This window comes from Xanthomonas sp. NCPPB 4037, assembly GCF_041475695.2.
Taxonomy (GTDB): domain Bacteria; phylum Pseudomonadota; class Gammaproteobacteria; order Xanthomonadales; family Xanthomonadaceae; genus Xanthomonas; species Xanthomonas campestris.
On the sequence record NZ_CM191261.1, the window covers coordinates 425,644 to 445,598 of the forward strand.

Annotated in this window: 20 protein-coding genes and 1 pseudogene; 8 read left to right on the plus strand and 13 right to left on the minus strand. The window is 66.1% G+C overall.

Translation table 11 applies throughout. From position 1 onward, the window contains the following. Positions 1–102 precede the first annotated feature (102 nt). Complete coding sequence (locus tag ACCQ01_RS01815) at positions 103–882, plus strand: histidine biosynthesis protein HisIE (protein WP_228433147.1); 780 nt, start codon at positions 103–105, stop codon at positions 880–882. 211 nt (positions 883–1,093) lie between these two features. Here the strand turns inward: ACCQ01_RS01815 and ACCQ01_RS01820 are convergent, their stop codons facing one another. The 4 genes from ACCQ01_RS01820 to ACCQ01_RS01835 form a co-directional block, all read right to left on the minus strand. Beyond that, positions 1,094–1,756 carry a DUF3313 domain-containing protein gene (locus ACCQ01_RS01820; protein WP_228433146.1) on the minus strand — a complete coding sequence of 221 codons (663 nt, stop codon included), beginning with the start codon at positions 1,754–1,756 and terminating at the stop codon, positions 1,094–1,096. 67 nt (positions 1,757–1,823) lie between these two features. Further along, positions 1,824–2,111, minus strand: a complete 288-nt coding sequence (locus ACCQ01_RS01825; protein ID WP_228433145.1) for a hypothetical protein — start codon at positions 2,109–2,111, stop codon at positions 1,824–1,826. Positions 2,112–2,211: 100 nt separating this feature from the next. After that, positions 2,212–3,420 (minus strand): sensor histidine kinase, encoded by a 1,209-nt coding sequence (locus ACCQ01_RS01830; protein ID WP_228433144.1) that lies wholly within the window; start codon positions 3,418–3,420, stop codon positions 2,212–2,214. Then, complete coding sequence (locus ACCQ01_RS01835; protein ID WP_040941992.1) at positions 3,417–4,082, minus strand: response regulator transcription factor; 666 nt, start codon at positions 4,080–4,082, stop codon at positions 3,417–3,419. Before ACCQ01_RS01835 ends, ACCQ01_RS01830 begins: the two co-directional genes overlap by 4 nt. A 263-nt stretch (positions 4,083–4,345) precedes the next feature. On the opposite strand from ACCQ01_RS01835, the gene ACCQ01_RS01840 reads away from it, so the two are divergent. Further along, the gene (locus ACCQ01_RS01840) at positions 4,346–4,810 is read left to right on the plus strand and encodes a DUF4126 domain-containing protein (protein ID WP_228433143.1); all 465 of its coding nucleotides are present in this window, start codon (positions 4,346–4,348) and stop codon (positions 4,808–4,810) included. Further along, positions 4,807–6,189, plus strand: coding sequence for an FAD-containing oxidoreductase (locus ACCQ01_RS01845; RefSeq protein ID WP_228433142.1), 1,383 nt, complete (start codon positions 4,807–4,809; stop codon positions 6,187–6,189). Before ACCQ01_RS01840 ends, ACCQ01_RS01845 begins: the two co-directional genes overlap by 4 nt. Before the next feature lie 48 nt (positions 6,190–6,237). On the opposite strand, the gene ACCQ01_RS01850 is transcribed toward ACCQ01_RS01845, so the two are convergent. From ACCQ01_RS01850 to ACCQ01_RS01865, 4 genes are all read right to left on the minus strand, one after another. After that, positions 6,238–7,128, minus strand: coding sequence for a TIGR01777 family oxidoreductase (locus ACCQ01_RS01850; protein WP_228433141.1), 891 nt, complete (start codon positions 7,126–7,128; stop codon positions 6,238–6,240). 182 nt (positions 7,129–7,310) lie between these two features. Continuing rightward, positions 7,311–7,904 carry a DUF4142 domain-containing protein gene (locus tag ACCQ01_RS01855; protein WP_228433140.1) on the minus strand — a complete coding sequence of 198 codons (594 nt, stop codon included), beginning with the start codon at positions 7,902–7,904 and terminating at the stop codon, positions 7,311–7,313. A 122-nt stretch (positions 7,905–8,026) separates the two neighbouring features. Further along, positions 8,027–8,293: a hypothetical protein gene (locus ACCQ01_RS01860; RefSeq protein WP_050912607.1), complete on the minus strand. Its 267-nt coding sequence runs from the start codon at positions 8,291–8,293 to the stop codon at positions 8,027–8,029. Positions 8,294–8,335: 42 nt separating this feature from the next. Next, on the minus strand, positions 8,336–8,617 hold the full coding sequence (locus tag ACCQ01_RS01865) for a hypothetical protein (protein WP_014506262.1): 282 nt from the start codon (positions 8,615–8,617) through the stop codon (positions 8,336–8,338). 419 nt (positions 8,618–9,036) lie between these two features. Here ACCQ01_RS01865 and ACCQ01_RS01870 point away from each other — a divergent pair, with 419 nt between their 5' ends. The 3 genes from ACCQ01_RS01870 (at position 9,037) to ACCQ01_RS01880 (ending at position 11,263) form a co-directional block, all read left to right on the plus strand. Beyond that, a complete protein-coding gene (locus ACCQ01_RS01870) occupies positions 9,037–9,201 on the plus strand; it encodes a hypothetical protein (RefSeq protein ID WP_014506264.1) in 165 nt (54 codons plus the stop codon). A gap of 80 nt (positions 9,202–9,281) precedes the next feature. After that, positions 9,282–10,394, plus strand: a complete 1,113-nt coding sequence (locus ACCQ01_RS01875; RefSeq protein ID WP_228433139.1) for a DUF3182 family protein — start codon at positions 9,282–9,284, stop codon at positions 10,392–10,394. Next, positions 10,394–11,263, plus strand: coding sequence for an alpha/beta hydrolase family protein (locus ACCQ01_RS01880; RefSeq protein ID WP_019238059.1), 870 nt, complete (start codon positions 10,394–10,396; stop codon positions 11,261–11,263). The genes ACCQ01_RS01875 and ACCQ01_RS01880 overlap by 1 nt, the downstream gene beginning before the upstream one ends. A 146-nt stretch (positions 11,264–11,409) precedes the next feature. On the opposite strand, the gene ACCQ01_RS01885 is transcribed toward ACCQ01_RS01880, so the two are convergent. The 5 genes and pseudogenes from ACCQ01_RS01885 to fabR all read right to left on the minus strand — a co-directional run bounded on the left by ACCQ01_RS01885 (position 11,410) and on the right by fabR (position 17,617). Further along, positions 11,410–12,207 (minus strand): hypothetical protein, encoded by a 798-nt coding sequence (locus ACCQ01_RS01885; protein WP_228433186.1) that lies wholly within the window; start codon positions 12,205–12,207, stop codon positions 11,410–11,412. 199 nt (positions 12,208–12,406) lie between these two features. Beyond that, positions 12,407–13,627: an RtcB family protein gene (locus ACCQ01_RS01890; protein WP_228433138.1), complete on the minus strand. Its 1,221-nt coding sequence runs from the start codon at positions 13,625–13,627 to the stop codon at positions 12,407–12,409. 57 nt (positions 13,628–13,684) lie between these two features. After that, a pseudogene (locus ACCQ01_RS01895) lies at positions 13,685–14,805 on the minus strand (slipin family protein). 1,129 nt (positions 14,806–15,934) lie between these two features. Further along, positions 15,935–16,594 (minus strand): UdgX family uracil-DNA binding protein, encoded by a 660-nt coding sequence (locus ACCQ01_RS01900; protein WP_228433137.1) that lies wholly within the window; start codon positions 16,592–16,594, stop codon positions 15,935–15,937. A gap of 375 nt (positions 16,595–16,969) precedes the next feature. Beyond that, positions 16,970–17,617, minus strand: a complete 648-nt coding sequence (fabR, locus tag ACCQ01_RS01905; protein WP_011038955.1) for an HTH-type transcriptional repressor FabR — start codon at positions 17,615–17,617, stop codon at positions 16,970–16,972. Positions 17,618–17,710: 93 nt separating this feature from the next. On the opposite strand from fabR, the gene ACCQ01_RS01910 reads away from it, so the two are divergent. Both ACCQ01_RS01910 and ACCQ01_RS01915 read left to right on the plus strand, forming a co-directional pair. Further along, entirely contained in the window at positions 17,711–18,787 is a 1,077-nt protein-coding gene (locus ACCQ01_RS01910; protein ID WP_228433136.1) for a ferredoxin reductase, read from the plus strand. Positions 18,788–18,796: 9 nt separating this feature from the next. Further along, the gene (locus ACCQ01_RS01915) at positions 18,797–19,918 is read left to right on the plus strand and encodes a fatty acid desaturase family protein (RefSeq protein WP_228433135.1); all 1,122 of its coding nucleotides are present in this window, start codon (positions 18,797–18,799) and stop codon (positions 19,916–19,918) included. Positions 19,919–19,955 lie beyond the last annotated feature (37 nt).

The following is a 19,955-nucleotide window of genomic DNA, read 5'->3' on the forward strand; positions in this document are numbered from 1 at the left end:
GAGCCCGGCGTAGCGTCCGCTCGAACAGCCCCACATTCAGCAATACGGCGTGCCTGTGCGCACCGCCCCGGGTTTCCACACTGACGCCCCGAAGGAGGGCTTATGAGCAATGGCAATGGTGTGACGGCAACCCTGTCCGACGCCGTCGACAGCGTGAAAAGTACAGCCACCGAACTGGGGCAGAGCATCGCCAGCACCACCAGTGACGCGGTCGCCAGCGTGCAGGACGCCGCCGATGGCGCGGTGACGCAGGTCAAGCAGCGTGTCAGCAAGGCGCGCAAGGCCGTGGTCAAGTTCGAAAAACGCGTGGTCAAGAAAGCCGGCGCCGCCGCCAGCGCGGTGAAGCGCAGCGTGGCCAAGACCCGGCAGTCGATCGAGACCGGCACGGCGGCAGCCAAGCACAAGGTCGAAACCACCGCGGCCACGGCCAAGCGCAAGATCGCTGGCACCACCGCCACGGCGAAGAAGAAGATTGCCACTACCAAGGCCGCGGCCAAGCAAAAGATCGCCAGCACCAAGGCCACTACCAAGTTGAAGCTGGAAACCGCCAAGGCCAATGCCAAGGCCGAAGCGGCGGCACTGAGCACCAAGACCGCTGCCAGCAAGGCCGCGCGCAAGGCGGCGGTTGCCAACGCCGGCACGCGTTCGGCCGCCAAGAAGGCGCAGGTGAAGTCGGTAGCGGTGAAGAAGGCGATCGCCAAGAAGATCGCCAAGAAGGCACCCGCGGCCAAGCAGACCGCGACCCGGCAGGTGGCGGTGAAAAAGGCGCCACTGAAGAAAGCCGCCACCGCCAGCGCATCGCCGGCCAAGCGCGTGGTGGCCAAGAACAGCGTTGCTCGCAAGGCCGCAGTCAAGAAGGCCCTTCCGCGCGGCACGCGCTGAAAACCACAGGCCGGCGGTGCAGTAGCGCCGGCCTGTTTCATTGTCAGTGGCGGCGGTGACAGCGGCGCACCAATTGATCGGTGTGCAAGACGCTGCACGCACATCGGCTGCGGAGCCTAGGTAAGCGCTATGCCCGGATGCGGCACGCACCTGCGTCTGCGCAGGCGGCCGTCTGCGTAAGCCGCCTCGCGCAGCGCAGTCACGGCATCACTCACTGCAGGCCTTGCACAAACTGGTCGGCGCCTTTGCGGATGCCGGCCTTGGCGGCGTCGTATGCGCCCAGGCTGGCCTTGATGTTCAAGGCGCTTGGATATTGCTTTTCGACGTAGGCGGCCAGCAGGCGATTGCTCTGCGCATCGAAGATTTCCACCGCGTAGCTGACCGAGCCTGAAAACGCGCCTTCCTTGCCGCGTGCGGCCTGCACCGCGTTGTAGGAGCCGCCACCGATATCCACTTTCATGATGGTGCCGATCACCCGTTTATTGGGCTTGGCACCGGTGAGGGTGATGCGGATGCGCACGGTGTCGGCCAGGGGCGTGGTGGCGCGTTGCCAGCGCTGGGTGATGGCGCCGCTGAATTCCTGCTGCATGTAGTCGGCCAGCATGCGCTTGTCCTGCTCGGGTACGTCTTCGAACTGCGCATCCGGTCCGCGATAGATGCTGACCGGCTCCACGATCGCGGCGCGGTAGCGGCTCCAGTTCGCATCGCCTTGATACGCGTAGGGCATGCGGTCGCCGCGGCTCCCGTCATGCGGACGCAGATAGCTGGACGAGGGCAACTGGCTATACGGCAGTGGCCGCGTGCTGGCGCAGCTGCATAGCAGCAGGCCGACCGATGCCACTGCGCACCAGCGAACAATAGGAGAGCTCGACATACAGGGGTACCTGATTGGAAGGAGACAACGAATGGATCAGCAGCACCAGCGCGGCCGGCACGCGGATTCAATGCAGCAGCAACCGGCACGCAGCCATCACCAGCACACCGGTGGCCGCCAGGCACAGCAGCCCGCAATGGTGGTGCTGCAGGCGGCGCGCATCGCGCGCGCTGCGGATGTCCGGCAGCGCACTCCAGATATCGCGATTGCAGATGCCGGTGCGGGCGCAGTGATACGGCGGCGCCGCGTGCATGCCGGTGGTGGTGGCCGGCGCACTATCGTTGGCGGCAACTGCGGAGACGTGCAGCACCAGCGGAGCGGGCGCGGGCGGGGTAGAACGGATGGAGTGGAACATGGGCGTGCATCCTGGATGCGAGCGGTTCCAGGCACTGTAGGCAGCACTGTTTGGGACGGTATTGGTGCGCGCGCCGAGGGCGCCGTGCGTGCTTGCGTGTTCAGCGCGCAGCGGGGCCGCTGGTGGTGCCGGCCGGGAACAGCACGCGGATGCACAGGCCACGTCCGTCGCCGCCTTCGCAGGTTTCAATACGCGCCTCGTGCAGCCGCGCAATGCCGGCCACCAGCGACAGCCCGATGCCACTGCCTTGCACCGCGTTGCCGGAAACACGGTAAAACCGCTCAAAAATCGCGGCGCGGGCGTCCTCCGGCACGCCGGGGCCATCGTCGCTGACCTGCACGAATGGATGCAGCTGATCTGCGCGCAGGCAATACCCGCAACTCACTTCCACCGTGCCGTGCAGGCGCCCGTAGCGGATGGCGTTGTCGACCAGGTTGCGGATCAGGATGCCTACCGCGTCCACGTCGCAGCGCAGCACGCACGGCGCGGCTTCCACCTGCAGATTGATATGGCGTGCCTCGGCCTGCACGCTGAATTCGTCCAGCACATGCGTGATGAGTTCGGCCATTTCCACCTGGTGATACGCCGCCGAGCTGATGCCGGCATCCAGCCGGGCCAGATCCAGCAGTTGCTCGGCCAGGCGATTGCTACGGCGTGCGGTTTCCAGCAAGCGTTGCAGCGCGGCGTCCTTGTTTTCCAGGGTGGTGGCGCGCAGGGCGACCTCGGCGTAGGCATGCAGCGCGGAGAGCGGTGTGCGCAGCTCGTGTGCGGCGTCGGCAACGAAATCGCGTTCGGCTTGCACGGCCTTTTCCACGCGTGCCAGCAACGTATTGAACGATGTCACGAGTGGGCGGATTTCGTCGGGCACCTGCTGCAAAGGCAGCGGCTCCATGTCCAGGCCCTTGCGTTGCGCGATGGCGTGCGAGATGGCGCGCAGCGGGCGCAGCGAGGTGCGCACCGCCAGCCACATCAGCAGGCCCAGGATCGCCAGCTGGCTGGTATTGAGCACGATCGCGGTGAGCGTGCGTTCCAGTTCGGCGCGGGGCGATTCGGCATCGGCGGCAGCTTGGTCGTGGGCGCGGGCATTGCGCCTGGCGCGCAGATGCGCTGCATCGACAGTGGCGATCTGGCGTTCGATCGGGTCCGGCAGCGCCGCCAGCAGCTGCGCGCCGAAATGGGTGAGTTCGTGTTCGAGTGCGCTGTCCTTGCCATGGAACATCAGCGCCACGATGATCCAGATCGAGGCTGCCCAGCTCAGCACCACGATTGCCCCCAGCGTCGCCAGCATGCGCGCCTGCAGGGATCTCATTCGGGCGCCTGGCCGATCATGTAGCCCTGGCCATAGATGGTGCTGATGGCCTCGTCGCCGAGCTTGCGCCGCAGCTGGTGCACGTACACCGCGATCATGTTGCTGCCGCCTTCCGACGGGCCGCCATACACGCCTTCTTCGAGCTGGTCCTTGGTGACCACGCGCCCGGCGCGTTCCATCAAGGCCAGCAGCAGGCGGTATTCGTGCGCGCTTAGCGCCACCCATTTGCCGTTGCGGGTGACCTTGCGGCTGCTCGGGTCCACCGACACTTCGCCCTGGGTGAGCAACGGCACCACGCGGCCCTGGCTGCGCCGGGCGATGGCGCGCACGCGTGCCATCAATTCATCGAACTGGAACGGCTTGACCAGGTAGTCGTCTGCGCCGGCATCCAGGCCGCGGATGCGGTCGGTGAGCTGGCCGCGCGCGGTCAGCGCGATCACCGGGGTGGGGTCGTAATGGCCCCGCATGTAGCGGATCACCGTGAGCCCGGAATCGCCGGGCAGGCCGATGTCCAGCAACACGGCGGTGTAGTGGTGTTCCACCAGCGCGGTCCTGGCCGCAGCGGCGGTGCCGACATGGTCGATGGTCCAGGACTGCTGGCGGACGCCGTCGCAAATGGCGTCGGCAAGCATGGTGTCGTCTTCAACAAGGAGCAGGTGCATGGTGGGTCCGCCGGGCACTGGGGCCAGTCCGATCTCCGCAGCACTGTCGGTTGTGGTCGTTAGGCAAATATTAGTGCATCGCCACCGCGGGCAACCCGGGCAGCCGACCAGAGGCGGCCCGGCCAGTGGTATCGACGTGCGCAGTAACGGGCTCATCCGCAAGGGGAAGCGCCTGGGCTGCCTATACTCGCGGCGATCGCGGCCGTGTCCGAGCCTGGCTCGCACCGACGCGGCATCCCGCTGATTTCACGAGGAGTGGTTGCATGGACCTTCTTCCTGCTGCGTGGTTGCTGGGTGTGGTGGCCGGGCTGCGCGCGATGCTGGCGCCCGCCTTGCTCAGTTGGGCCGCGGCCCTGGGCCACGTGCACCTGGCGGGGACGCCGCTGGGCTGGCTGGGCTGGCGCTACACCCCCTGGGTCGTCTCGTTGCTGGCGCTGGGTGAGCTGATCACCGACCAATTGCCCAACACGCCCAGCCGCAAGGTCCCGGTGCAGTTCCTGACCCGGCTGCTGAGCGGTGCGCTGTGCGGCTGGGCGATTGGCCTGCAGGCCGGGCAGTGGGTGCTCGGCGCAGCGGCCGGCGTGGTCGGTGCAGTGCTGGGCACCTATGGCGGCGCTGCGGCACGCGCCGCCGTGGCACAGCGGCTAGGGCGTGACCGTCCCGCCGGGCTGCTCGAAGACGGCATCGCGCTGCTGCTGGGCGGTGTGGCCCTGGTGCTGCTGCCATGACGGCCACGCGCTACGACGCCATCGTGGTGGGCGCGGGCCAGGCCGGCCCGTCGCTGGCGGTGCGCCTGGCCGAACGCGGCCAGCGGGTGGCGGTGATCGAGCGGCATCTGGTGGGCGGCACCTGCGTCAATACCGGCTGCATGCCGACCAAGACCCTGGTGGCAAGCGCACGCGTGGCGCACCTGGCCCGGCGCGCGGGGGACTATGGCGTGCGCATTGCCGGCCCGGTGGAGGTCAACCTGCCGCAGGTAATGGCGCGTGCGCACGCGATCAGCGATGCGGCGCGTACCGGCGTGGAGCAGTGGCTGGCGCAGACGCCGGGTGTGCAGTTGATCCGCGGCCATGCCCGGTTTGTCGCGCCGGGTCGGCTGCGCGTCGGCGCGCAAGAACTCAGCGCACCGCGCATCTTCCTCAACGTGGGCGGACGCGCACGCACCCCGGAGCTGCCCGGGCTTGATCAGATCAGTCCGTTGAACAACACCTCGATCCTGCAGCTGCGCACGTTGCCGCAGCATCTGGTGGTGATCGGTGGCAGCTACATCGGCCTGGAATTTGCGCAGATCTTTCGCCGCCTGGGGGCGCAGGTCACGGTGGTGGAGCAGCACGCGCACCTGATCGGGCGCGAGGATGCCGACATCTCCGAGGCCATCGCCCAGATGCTGCAAGACGAGGGCATCGCGGTGCGCACCGACGCGCGCTGCATCGCCTTCGCGGCGCATGCCGACGGTGCGGCCGTGCAACTGGAGTGCGCGCAGGGCGCGCCGCAGATTGTGGCCAGCCACGTGCTGCTGGCCCTCGGGCGGCAACCCAACACCGACGACCTGGGCCTGGAGGCCGCCGGCATCGCCACCGATGCGCAAGGCTATGTGCAGGTCGACATGCAACTGGCCACCAATGTGCCCGGCGTGTGGGCGATGGGCGACTGCAACGGCCGCGGCGCGTTCACGCACACCGCCTACAACGATTACGAGATCCTGGCCGCCAATCTGCTCGACGGTGCTGAGCGCCGGCTCAGCCAGCGGGTGCCGGCCTATGCGCTGTTCACCGACCCGCCATTGGGCCGGGTGGGCATGAGCGAAACCCAGGCGCGTGCCAGCGGGCGGCCGTTGCTGGTGGCGCACCGCCCGATGCAGCAGTTGGGGCGTGCGCGCGAGAACGGAGAAACCATCGGCATGATGAAACTGGTCGCCGATGCGCAGACCCGGCGCGTGCTGGGCGCCGCAATTCTGGGTCTGCATGGCGACGAAGCCATCCACGGCATCATCGACCTGATCAACGCCGACCAGCCGATCGACACCCTGGAATGGGCGGTACCGATCCACCCAACAGTCTCCGAGCTCTGGCCGACCCTGGCGCGCGCGCTGGCCCCTGCGCAGTAACGCGACGACGCCCACTGCTGGTTACCGCGTGGGGCCGCGTACGTGCGCTCAGCGCTGCAGGATGGCGCGCAAGGCTGCGTCCAGGCGCACGTACTGGAACTGAAAACCCGCATCGAGCGCGCGTTGCGGCAGCACGCGCTGGCTGACCAGCAGCAGATCGGCCATTTCGCCAAAGCCCAGTCGCAACACACCAGCCGGCAACGCCAGCAGCGCGGGGCGGTGCAGCGTGCCCGCCAGCGTGCGCGCGAATTCTGCGTTGGTCACCGGCGTCGGTGCCGTGGCGTTGTAGGCGCCGGCCTGGCCGTGCTCCAGCAGCCACTGCAGCAGGGCCACCATATCGGCGCGATGGATCCAGCTCATCCAGTGCCGCCCATTGCCGAACGGCCCGCCGCCACCCAGCCGGAATGCCGGCAGCATGCGCGCCAGCGCGCCGCCATCGCGGTCCAGGACAATGCCGGTGCGCACGCAGCTCACGCGCGGGCCCAGCGCGGCAATCGCCATGGCCGCGGCTTCCCAGTCGCGGCAGAGCGCTGCAGAAAAGTCATCGCCCGGGCCGTCGGCCTCGGTCAGTACCGCGTCGCCGCGTTCGCCGTAATAGCCCACCGCCGAGCCGGACACCAGCACGCGCGGGCGTTGTTCGGCCGGCTGCTGGGCGATCCAGGCGTGTAGCTGCTCGGTAGTGCCGATCCGCGATGCACGGAAGCGCTGCTTGCGCGCGTCGGTCCAGCGCCCGGCCGCCAGCGGTTCGCCGGCCAGGTTGATCACCGCATCGGCGCGCAAGCTGTTGCTGAGCGTGGCGACCGTGGTCACGCCGGGGAGTGTGCGCGCAGCGCGCGGCGGGTCGCGGGTCAGCACGCTGACCTGGTGGCCGGCCTCCAGCAGCGCCGGACACAGTGCCTGGCCGATGAAACCTGTGCCGCCAGTGATGAGCAGATGCATTGCCAGGCTCCAGTGCGCCGTATCGATGCCGCACCATAGGCGATGGCGGGCGCGAGTGGAGTGAAGCCGTGCGGGGGCGTGTTTGTCACTGCGGCTGCGTGATGCACGAGAAACGCTGCACGCCTGAAACGCAAACGCGCCGGACAAGCCGGCGCGTCGTGATGCAGGTACCGCTTGGCGTGTCAGCGCGAAGACGACACCGAATGTGCCCGCTCGAAATGCGCCGAAACCACGCGGCGGGTTTCTTCCAGATGCGCCTTGACCGGGTCGGTCGCCGCGGCCGGGATCAGCTCCGCATCCAGGATCTTGATGGTGTCGGCGTGGTCGGTGACCATCGTGCGCATGAAGGCGTTGCGGTACGCGTCCTTGCCGTCCGGCAGGGTGAGCGTCTTTTCCAGTGCGTCCACCGCAGCCTTGCCTTTGGCACGCATCGCATCGGCGCGCGGCGAATCGGTTGCGCCCAGGGCCTTGGTCTTTTCCAGATTGGCCTCGTGGTCGTGCAGCATCTGCTTGGCGAATTCGTCGTTGGCGCCGCCCAGATCCTGTGCGATGGCCTGCTTGGCCAATGCGATTTCGTTCTCGTCGATCGCCGCAAGCACGCCCAGCGCGCCACCGTCGCCCTTGGCCAACTCGGTTGCGCCAGTGCCGCTCACCGGAGCAGCCGTGGGTTCGGGAGAGACCGCCGGCGCGGTCCGCGAGGCGTCGCCTCCTGGGCGATCACAGGCGCTGAGGGAGAGCACGGCCAACAAGGAAGCAGCAATAAGCGTGAGTTTCATGAAAGTCCTGGGAACGGGGAATGGCGGCGGCCGTCAACGGGCCTATAAGAGCGGCTGCACAGTAGTTTTGATAGCTGCTCCAAATGCAAAGGAGCCGCTGAGCGGCTCCGGTGTCGCATCGATCAGGCCCACTGCGGCTGGGCGAGGGGTTGCATGCCCAGAGGTCGTACAGGTGCACGTGCTGCAGCCTGCCCTGTCCGGCACATCCGCGCCATATGCGCGGTGCGCTCACGGATCAGCGCGTGTTCGCTTGCCGGTGCACTGCCCAACAAACTGGCTACATGGAAGCCAAGGATCTCCTCCGCGCGGTCGCCCTGGTCGCTGATGATGTGCGGCACCAGCCGCTCCAGTCGTTCCAGCTCCTGCTGCACTTGATACGGGGTTTTCATGACGATCTCCATTGGATTACAGGTCTTGCTCAACGATTGCGATCAACTTGTGCGATTGCCCAGACGCTGCCAGCAGTCAGTGGCCAACTGTTCGTAGTTCGACTGCGTGCTTGACGAAATGAAGTGATGTTCCAGACGGTCGCGAAACAGCCTCAAACGTTCCTGGTCGCTGGAACGCGGTGCCTGCAGATAGATGTCGCAGGCCATCTTCACAACCGGCGACAATTCGCTGAACTTGCCGGCGCCGAGATTGCCTTGGGCATGCCGCGCCTGCCAATGCGCGATTTCGGCTTGTACATCGATGACGGAGGGATCTCTGCTCATGACTTGCATGTTCCGGGTTAAACAAACTTGACGCGCAGAGTAACTGCAGGTATGTCAACAAATGATCATCGAACGCGACAATTCAGCGCGGCGTTTGCCAGGGTTTGCTTAATTGGTCAGCTTTTTGCGCCGCGCCTGCACAGCGTGCCAACGCAACTCACCTGCGAACACCTTGCGTGCACATGTGCCGCACCATCCACCAGGCACTGCGGCGTTTCAGTGCCGATTGCAGCCACGTTACGGCGCATCGATGAACTGCGCACTGCGCGCGGTAAAGCAACAACGTCGGGTTGCCTGCATTGATTGCGCGAAATAGCGCGCGCACTGCGTCATTTCACGGAAGATTCTGAACCGCTCCACACCTGTGTAACGTCTGATCGTTAAGGTGGATGCTTGGAGCGATGGAGAGAGCACTCAGGATGCAGGACAGCAATAACCGCAGTTCAAAGCCGCACCACGCAAGCGGCACCCCCGAAGCACGCGTCTGGTGGCACGCCCTGTTGGAGCTACGTGGCGGCCGCATGCTGGTCAGCCTGGTCGTTGTCCTGCTGATCGTGTTCGGGTTCTACCTGTTGCTGAAGTAGCAGACAGGGCGCGGTAGACAGCGGGGCATGGCATGCGATGCGTGCATCACGCCAGTGACAACCTGCACGAGGGGAACGCCATGCAACACACGCACTACCGGCAGGTGCTGGGGCATACGCTGCGCGACGTACCTCACGATGGTCACGAGCGTGCCACCCATGCCTGGGTGTGCGCGGAAGTGGCGCGCCTGCTGGGCGTGCGCACCATGCACGCGGAGAGCAATGAGCGCGTTCAACACGGTGGCGGCGCGGCAGCGCACACGCTGCATATCCCCGACGAAACCCTGACCGTTGCACAAGCGCGCACGCTGGGCATCCAGGACGCGCGTGACGTGTTGGGCGGCGTGGTGCCTTACGCCTTTCTGGCCACGAAGGTCATCGGCCATCCGTTGATCACCGAGGCGGCGCAGCGTGTGGACGGTTGGAATCAAGCCCTGGCCACGGCCTTGATGCCCGCCACGTTGCCGGGGTACACGGTGTTCTCGCGTGCAGATGCCACGCAGGCAGCAGCGGCGTTGCGTAAAGGTGGTGGCGTGCGATTGAAACTTCCCACTGGTGTGGGTGGCAATGGCCAGTGGCGGATCGACGATGCCGCGCAGATGGATGCCGCACTGGACGCCTTGCCGCCTGCGTATCTCGCCACCCATGGCGCGGTGCTGGAGCGCAACGTGGTGCAGCCGCACACCCATAGCGTGGGCGAGCTGTGCATCGGCGGCATCCAAATCGCCTACTACGGCACTCAATGCAGCGTGCGCGATGGCAATGGTGCAGAGGTGTATGGCGGTTCCAGCTTGCGCGTCTACCGCGGCTCGCTCGAAGCGCTTGCCGCCAGCGCGTTGCCGCCGCTTGAAAAACAGGTGGTCGCGCAGGCCTGCATGTACGATCGATTCATCACTGCCGCGTATCCTGCCTTGCGGATCTCGCGTCGCAATTACGATGTGGTGAGTGGACAGGACGCGCAGGCCGGCCCGGTCTGTGGTGTGCTGGAGCAATCCTGGCGCGTCGGTGGTGCCACGCCGGCAGAGCTCGCTGCCATTGCCAGCTTTCAGCAGGACCCGGCGCTGCAGTGGGTGACCGCCTCCACACATGAACTGTATGAGGGCGATGCGCCGGACGACGCACAGATCTACTACCGCGCGCAGCGGCCCAGGCCCGGGCCGCGCGTCAAATACCGGAGGGTGTCTACGGACTGATGGAAGCCAAACTATCCAGCATCGAAATCCCCGTTGGCCAAGATGAACTCAGCGGCACCTTGCTCACGCCGACCGGCATGCCGGGCGTGTTGTTCGTGCACGGGTGGGGTGGCAGCCAGCATCACAGCCTGGTGCGCGCGCGCGAAGCCGTGGGCCTGGGCTGCATCTGCATGACCTTCGATCTACGCGGCCACGAAGGCTATGCCTCGATGCGCCAGAGCGTGACACGTGCGCAGAACCTGGACGATATCAAGGCCGCCTACGATCAGCTGGCAAGCCTGCCGTATGTGGATGCGCATTCGATTGCGGTGGTGGGCCTGAGCTATGGGGGCTATCTCTCGGCATTGCTGACGCGCGAGCGCCCGGTGGAATGGCTGGCGCTGCGCTCGCCTGCGCTCTACAAGGATGCGCATTGGGATCAGCCGAAAGTGAGCCTGAATGCCGACCCGGACTTGATGGATTATCGCCGGCGTGCGCTGGCGCCCAGCGACAATCTGGCGCTTGCCGCGTGCGCGCAATACAAGGGCGACGTGTTGCTGGTGGAGGCCGAGAACGATGTGATCGTGCCGCATCCAGTGATGCGCAACTATGCAACTGCCTTCACCAATGCGCGCTCGCTGACCTCGCGTGTCATTGCCGGTGCCGATCATGCGTTGAGCGTGAAAGAGCATCAGCAGGAATACACCCGTGCATTGATCGATTGGCTGACCGAGATGGTGGTGGGGCGTCGCATCGCATTGGCCAAGGAAGTGGTGGCCGCACGCAAGCAGTTGCTCAAGGAACAGCAGGGCGACGCGGTGTCGTTGCCGGGGCAGGGCTCACGCGAATTTCGTGGCGATATTCGTGCGGTAGAAAAGACGTCGGGATAGGTGCACTTGCCGGTGGCGGCTCAAAACACGCACGTCGCCGCGCAGCAAGACAGTCTCGCAAGGCTTGAAAACAACAACGGGCCCACTGGGCCCGTTGTTGTTAGCCATCCACGTGCAACGCATTGCGCTGCACGTAGCGCGCTCCTTTAAAGACGGGTGTCATCGGTGCGGCGCACCGAGCCATCGTGACGGTCCGAATCAAAGGCCTCGCGCACGGCATGCTTGGCTTTTTCCCAGCTCAGGCGCGAATCGGCCTTGAAGCGGTCCCAGCCGTCGCCCAGGTCGCGCTCCAGATGGTCATCCCATTGGCGGCCGGCATGCTGCTGGCGCGCCTGCATGCCATAGCGGTACGCAGGGCGATAGTCATCGTAGGAGTAATCGGCTTCGCGGTAACCCACGCTGTCGAAGCGGCTCTGGTAGTGGGTGTCGCTGTCGCGATACACGGTGTGAGTGCGATCCGCACGGTCCCAGGCATCACGCGCGGCGAGGCGGGCTTCGTCCCACTCAAGACGCGATTCACCACGGTTGCGCGGCCATTCGCCTGCCAGCGTGGCTTCGGTCTCTTCCCAGGTGCTGGTGGGGCGGGTTTCGCGCGCCTGCAGGCCGAATCCGTAGACGGTGGCGTAGTCGCGATCGTAGTCGGTGCCTTCCTTGTAGTACGGGCGGTTGCGATGCTCCTGGCGCCAGTATTCGGTCTCCACCGTTGGGTCTAGCCGTTCGGCGACGCCCTTGCCTGCGGCAGCGCCAGCAACCACACCTGCCGCGGCGCCGATCAGCGTGCCCAGCGGGCCAAACACCGTGCCCGCCAGCGCGCCTGCGGCCGCACCACCGGCAATGCCGCCCACGCCCACGCCAACCGGATGGGAGCCGGGCGCGCCGGAGATCGGGTCGCGGTTGAGATCTTGCGCTTCTGCCTTGCGTTCCTGCTTGTCGTAGCTGGTCATGTCGCCTCCGGGTTGCTTCAAGGACGCGTCCTGACAGTGCAGGTCCGCGAATGTGGCGTCACGATGGCGTCGCAAGAGTGAAACGTGTGTGCGTGGATGTGAGTGCGGCCGCGACATGACTGAACTGTGCACCTGCAGCGACGGATGAGTTCGTCGCCTTCGCACGCGCAATGAAAAGGGCCGCTTGCATGGCCCTCGCTCACCCCTTGATGCACACCACCTGGCGCAGCGTGTGCAGCACTTCCACCAGATCCTGCTGCGCGGCCATCACGGCGTCGATCGACTTGTACGCCGCCGGCGATTCGTCGATGACCGCCGCATCCTTGCGGCATTCCACGTGCGCAGTGGCTTCGCGGTGCTGCGCCAGCGTGATCTGCTGACGCGCGGCGGTCCGGCTCATGACCCGGCCCGCACCATGGCTGCAGCTGTGGAAGCTCTCCGCGTTGCCGAGCCCGCGCACGATGTAGCTACGCGTGCCCATGCTGCCGGGAATGATGCCCAACTCGCCGGTGCGCGCACTGACCGCGCCCTTGCGGGTGACCAACAGTTCCTCGCCGCCGTGCGTTTCCTTCTGCACGTAGTTGTGGTGACAGTTCACCGCCAGCTTTTCCAGCTGGAACTTCGGCAAGCGGTGGCGCATTTCCGCCAGCACCCGCGCCATCATCGCCTCGCGGTTTTCGCGGGCGTAGTCCTGCGCCCACGACACCGCTTCCACGTACTCATCGAACAACGGCTCGCCCTGCATGAAGAACGCCAGGTCCTTGTCGGGCAAATGAAAGCCCAGCACGCGGTGTGCCAGCTGCTCACGCGCCCGCTCGATGAAATAGGTGCCGATCAGGTTGCCGGTGCCGCGCGAGCCGCTGTGCAGCATCACCCAGACCGCATCGGTTTCGTCCAGGCAGATCTCGATGAAGTGATTGCCGCCGCCCAACGTGCCGATCTGGCACTCCAGCTTGTCGGTACGGATGCGCCGATGGGTCTGCTTGATCGCTTCCAGGCGCGGCACCAGCCCGGACTGTGCAATGCGCGTGGCGATGCTGTCCGGGAGCTTACGGTGTTCGCCACCCCGGCCATTGCCCACCGGCACGCTGCGCTCGATGCTGGAGCGCAGCTGGGCCAGGTTGTCGGGCAGATCGTTTGCACGCAGCGTGGTGCGCACTGCGGCCATGCCACAGCCGATGTCCACCCCGACCGCGGCCGGGATGATGGCGCCGCGGGTCGGGATCACCGAGCCCACGGTTGCACCCTTGCCCAGGTGCACGTCGGGCATCACCGCCACCCACGGCCCCACAAAGGGCACGGCGGCGATGTTGCGCAGCTGTGCATGCGCCTGTTCTTCCAGCGGCACGCCACGCACCCAACCCTTGATCGGCGTGGAGGTGCCTTCGGCATGCAGAAATTCATAGGCGTGTGTGTTCATTGTTCTCATTCCTTTGGGGTCGTGCGTGGCGGATCCGTCCACCGCACACGGCGATCATCAGCGCAGCGTCACCAGCTGCTTCAGCACGCCATCCAGGCCGCCGAACACGGTGAGCGTGTTGATCTTTTCGGTGACCTTTTCCAAGGCCTCCAGTTCCTTCAGCCGCATCAGCACGCTGCTTTCCTCGATCAACTTTGCAGTGTTGAGCAGTGAACGCGTGGCATTGGCTTCTTCGCGCCGGCGGATCACATTGGCTTGCGCCTGCTTCTCTGCCTGCACCACGGCATTGAGGATGGCGCGCATCTCGCCGGGCAGGATCACGTCCTTGACGCCCACGCCCAGCACCTCGATGCCGAAGCCGTGCACGCTGCCACGCACATGCGCCACGATGTCGGCGTCCAGCGATGCCTTGTCGCCCAGCAACTCGTCCAGCGTCTTGCTGGCCACCGCACGGCGCAGCCCGTACTGCAGTTCGCGATACAGCAAATCACCGGCCTTGGCCACGCGGGTGCGCATGGCCACCGCATCGGTGATGCGCATGCTGGCAGCCAGGTTGACCCGCAACGACACCTTGTCGCGGGTCAGCAGCTCCTGGCCGGAGACTTCGACCGATTGCACGCGCAGGTCGACCACTTCGGTCACCACGGTGTTCTGGAAATTCCAGAACGCATACGCCCCGGGTGGCAGCGGTGGTGCAAGCGTGCCATCCACCGAGACCAGGCCGACCGAATCGGCCGGCACCTCAACGCAGCTGGCCACCTTCGACAGCGTGCCGAGCTGGCGCAGCCGGCGCTGCACATCCGTTGGCACCTGCAGCCCATCGCTGAGCGGCAGCACCTGCACGGACAGGGGGGGGCCCCACGCCAGTACAGCGTGCGCGAGCCCGGCGGCAGTACGCCGTCGAGGACGCCGTTGCGCAGCAGCAGGCCGACCTGGTGCGCGCCGATGTCGGCGAGCACACAGTGCGTCTCCAGCTGCGGGCCCAGCGCCTCGATCAGCCGCTCGGCCTCCGCCCCTACCGGGGCGCCATTGCCCACCGCATGCAGCGTGATGGTCAGGCGATGCAACCGGTCGAACAGGCGATAGACGCCGGGCATGAGCAGGCGCGCAAAGCGCCGGTCGCGCTACACCAGGCCGCGTTCGCCGTCACCGATCACGACCTTCTTGGTCCAGAACATGGCATGTCTCCTTGGGTTGGCTCTGGTGATCCGATCCGGGCACGCACGCACGCCTCGTCCCCCGGATCGGAACCGGGACGAAGCCATTGCCGACGCAACGCGGCGCAAGCAAGAAAAAGAAGGAAACGCCCGACAGAGCGCGGTGGCGGAGCACAGTGGGCTGGCGCTGCCGCCGCACCGCGCATGACCAACACGGCGAACCGCACGGCCAGGCGCACTGCAGGGAAGGCAGCGTCAGGCCACAGGCCCGGCGACAGCGCCGCTGTCTGGTGGCCGCGCACGGTTGTACGCTTACACCAGGCAAGGGCGTTTCCTGGAGTTGGGACATGTGTCCCGTGGTGCATCAGGCAAGGGCGTTTCCTGGAGTTGGGACATGTGTCCCGTGGTGCATGACGTGAAAGGTCATGGTGGAGCGGGATTCGAACCCGCGACTCACGGAGGTGACTCCGCTGCTCTACCCAACTGAGCTATCCAGTGGTGGATGTGCCGGAATCGAACCGACCCTGTGGCTGACGCCACCGCTCCCACCAGGAGCCGACATCCGATGTCAGAAACTGCATCGGGGTTTCCGGTATATGCCACGGCACGCCGCGCACACCAGCTGGAATAAACTCCAGACCGCTGGAAACCTTTCTGCATCGTTTCTGATTACCGTTCTTTAGGAACGATAATCCATGTGTACGCATGATCGTCTGCCGCCCGTGCCCGACACCTGGGCACAGCGCTTGCGCGCCTCGCAGCACTGCAACTTCCCTGTTGCCGGGCGTTCCCTGCCCGGGTGTCTTCGGCGATCAGCCGTACCAACCTATTGAGCGAACGCATAACGAAAAACGCCCCCGGATGCAGCATCCGAGGGCGTTCGCAAGCCTCGGAGATCGGGTGACCGATCTCCTGTGGCTGAAGATCAATCGAAGGTGTGCATCCGCGCTGCCAGCACGGCGACACGCGTCTGCGGAACGCGGTTGGCGCGTTGCAGTCGGTCCTGTTTGCTGGGGAGATGAATGGTCATCTGCGCGGGAATCCAAAAAGTGTAGGGCGTACCTGCCGAGGGCGCGAACATTACCCGTGTTGTTTTTATTGTGCAAGGACTTTATGCAAAAAAAATAATCGGGCCGATTATCTCCGGGCATCATCGGCGGTTATTCAGTGCGGCCGCGACCTGGGCCAGATCCTCACGCAGCAGCGCGCGTGTGGCGGTGCGCTCGGGCTCACGCATGCGCAGGATGGCGGACGGGTGCCAGCTTGCCAGCGCAGTGGTGCGGTCATCCAGCGCGCGCCATTGCCCGCGTTCGGTGGTCAATCGAAACGCGTTGCCGAACAGGGTCTGCGCCGCCATCGCGCCCAGCGCCAGCACAATGCGTGGGCGCACCCGTAACAGTTCGGCGGCCAACCACGGCCGGCACGCGGCCTGTTCGCCGGCGGTGGCGCGCTGATGCAGCCGGCGTTTGCCGCGCGGGACGAACTTGAAATGCTTGACCGTGTTGGTGACGTAGGCCATCGCCGGATCCAGGCCCACGTCGGCCATCAGCGTGCCCAGGAACTGGCCGGCCGGGCCCACGAACGGGCGGCCCTGCTGGTCTTCCTGGTCGCCGGGCTGTTCGCCAATGATCATCAACGGCGCGCGGGCAGGGCCGGCGCCAAATACAACCTGGGTGGCCGGCTTCCAGAGATCGCAGCGACGGCAGTGCTGTGCCTGCGCTCGCAGCGCGGTCAAGGTGCCGCTGGGCACGGTGTCCACCGGCTTGGCTAATGGAGTGGTGGGCGCAGAAGGGATGCGGTGCGCAGGCATGGGCAGCGGCAAGGCAAGCGGGTAGCCGACGCTAGGGCGCGGCCCGCCGAGACGCCGTGAATCACCCAGCGGTATGTGCGGGCATGCTCACTGGGTGGCGACGGTGCGCGTGCGTGTTCGGCCATTGATGCAACGGCGGCCTCGGCAGGCGTGTGAAAAACGCGCTGGGCGCTGTCTCAACGTATCCCAATCGCGACAGTCGGTCGCGCTGTGGGCAACGCACCGCCGTGCCGCTTGGGTGCATACACCGGGACGCATCCAACGGTTTGTAGGCGACTAAAGACGCATTCGCGCAGGGATACCGATGGCGCAGCACAGCGTCAATGGCGCACGCACTCCAGCGTGTCGACAACGCAGCACCTGCCAGTCCCGCACTCAGTGGCCGTGCGAGCCCAGCGTGCGGGCGCCGGTGAGGATCATGCGCAGCATCTGCGAGATCTGTTCGACCAGCTCGGGGTCTTTCTCCGGCGGCAGGTCCATCGCCGTGGCGCCCATCGCAAACACCAGCCGGGTGATCGCCTTGGAGACCAGCGCCGGCGCATGCAGCGTGGCGCCGTCGGCAGCGGCCAGGCGGATCAGGTCCACGCGCAGCTCGTCTTCGAAATAGCTGAGCTCGCGTTCCACCGCCTGCTTGAAGGCATCCGAGCCCACCGCGCCTTCGCGTAGCAACACGTGCAGCAGCTTGTCGTCGGCGCGCAGCTGTTCCATGAAGGTCTCCACCGACACCCGGATCACGCTGCGGTCGGTGGAGGTCGCCCGCCGCCGTGCCTGGCCGATGATGGTGCGCAGCGAGCGCCCGGCCAGATCGATCAGCGCCACGGCGAGCTCGTCCATGTCGCGGAACTGGCGGTAGAAGCTGTTCGGCGCGATGCCGGCCTCGCGGGCCACTTCGCGCAGGCTCAGCGTGGACAGGCTGCGGTGCGGGCCGATCAACGACAGCGCTGCGGCGATCAGGTCCTCGCGTGAAATCGCCGGCTTGCGTGACGGCGGCGCGTCGTGGGATGGCAGGGCGATGGAGGTCATGAGGCAGCAGCCGGGCGTGGGCCTGAATCATAGCCCCTCTGGTCGATATACAACTGTATACACGTCTGTGCATGCGTGCGTATAGTACACCCCATGAACTCGGCTCCTGCTCGCATGCCCAAGTCCCCGCTGCCCACGCGCCTGGCGCGCCGGCTGGTGTCGCCCCAGCTGTTCGACTTCTGGGCGACCCGGATCAACCCGCTGTGGACCCTGGAGCGCCCGCTGGCGCGGCTGGTCGCACGCACGCCAGCCAGCCGGGATGCAGTGACCTTGCTGTTCCAGCCCAATGGGCATTGGCGGGGCCTGCAGGCCGGCCAGCACGTCAGCATCGGCGTGGAAATCGACGGCCGCCGCCTGCTGCGCAGCTACAGCCCCACGGTGCTGGCCGACGGCCGCCTGGCGATCACCGTCAAGGCGATCACCGGCGGGCTGGTCAGCACGTATCTGGCCAGTCAGGCGCCGCTGGGTGCGGTGGTCTCGCTGGATCCGGCGTTCGGCGACATGCTGCTGCCCACAACGCCCGCACCTCTGTTGCTGTTGGCAGCTGGCAGCGGCATCACGCCGATGCGCGCGCTGCTGCAGGCCGCGGCCGCGGCAGGCATGCCGATGGACGTGGACCTGCTGTACTGGGTGCGCCAGCGCGACGAGGCCTGCTTCCTGGACGAATTCGAAGCGCTGGCGGCCGCGCATCCACGCCTGCGCGTGCAATTGCTCACCACCCGCGAAGGCGCCGCGCCTGCGCCGCGGATCGACAGCTTCCCGCTGGAGCAGGTCACCGCCCTGCAGGACCGGCATGTGATGGCCTGCGGGCCGGGCGGTTTCGTGCAGGCCGCGCGCGCGCGCTTGCAGGACCGTGTTGCCCGGTTCCAGGCCGAAGCCTTCAGCGTGCCGGCACTGGACGACGGCGAAGCCGGTCAGGTGCAGGTCCAGCTGTCACGCAGCGGCCGTACGCTGACCCTGCCGCGCGGCCAGTCGCTGCTGGAAGGGCTGGAAGCCCAGGGCCTGCGTCCCAAACACGGCTGCCGCATGGGCATCTGCAACAGCTGCGCGTGTGCGCGCCAGTCCGGCACCACGCGGCACCTGCTGACCGGCGAGCGCAGCAGCGAACCCACCGCACAGGTACGCCTGTGCATCAGCGCCGCCAGCACCGACCTGATCCTGGATCTGTAAGGAACCCTCATGAGCCGAGTCCATAACCGCGCCCTGTCCGCCGCCGAACTGCAGTCCTTCGGCGACGAGCTCGATGCCGTCCGTGCCCGCGTGCTGACCCAGGTCGGCGCCGCCGACGCGCGCTACATCCGTCGCATCGTTGCGGCCGTGCGCTGGACCGGCGTGGCCGGCCGTGCGCTGCTGTTTCTGGGCGCCTTCGTTCACAGCGTGCTGATCCCGGCGTGGATCGCCGGCGTGGCGCTGCTGACCCTGTCCAAGATCCTGGAAAACATGGAGCTGGGCCACAACGTCATGCACGGCCAGTACGACTGGATGGGCGACCCGCAGCTCAACGGCAACACCTACGAGTGGGACATCGTTGCCACCGGCGATAACTGGCGCAAGACCCACAACTTCAAGCACCACACGTATACCAACGTGCGTGGGATGGATGACGACATCGGTTACGGCCTGTTGCGCATCTTCCCCGAGCAGCGCTGGCGCCCGTTCTACCTGCTGCAGCCGTTCATCGCGGTGGTGTTCGCGCTGCTGTTCGAATGGGGCGTGGCGATCCAGGACCTGCGCCTGGGCCGCTGGTTCGCTGGCAAGATGAAGGCTGCCGAATTGCGCGCGTCGTTCCTGCCGGTCGGCCGCAAGATGGGCCGTCAGATGCTCAAGGACTACATCGTGTTTCCGTTGCTGGCCGGCCCGTTCTTCCTGACCGTGCTGCTGGGCAACCTGGCCGCGAACATGCTGCGCAGCATCTGGACCTTCGTGATCATCTTCTGCGGCCACTTCACCGCCGATGCGGAAGTGTTCCCGAAGGAATCGATCCGCAACGAGTCGCGTGGTCACTGGTATCTGCGTCAGCTGCGTGGTTCGTCCAACCTGACCGGCGGCAAGCTGATGAATGTGCTCTCGGGCAACTTGAGCCACCAGATCGAACACCACTTCTATCCCGACCTGCCGGCCAATCGCTATGCGCAGATCGCGATCGAAGTGAAGCAGATCTGCGCGCGCTACGGCCAGCACTACAACACCGGCTCGCTGCCGCGTCAGTTCGGCCAGGTGATGTGGCGGATCGTGCGGCATGCATTCCCGAGCCGCCCGGCACCGGTGCGTCAGAACGACGGCGCACTGCAACGCGCCTGAGGCTTGCGACTTGATGCAGATGATCGGCCTGTCGCGC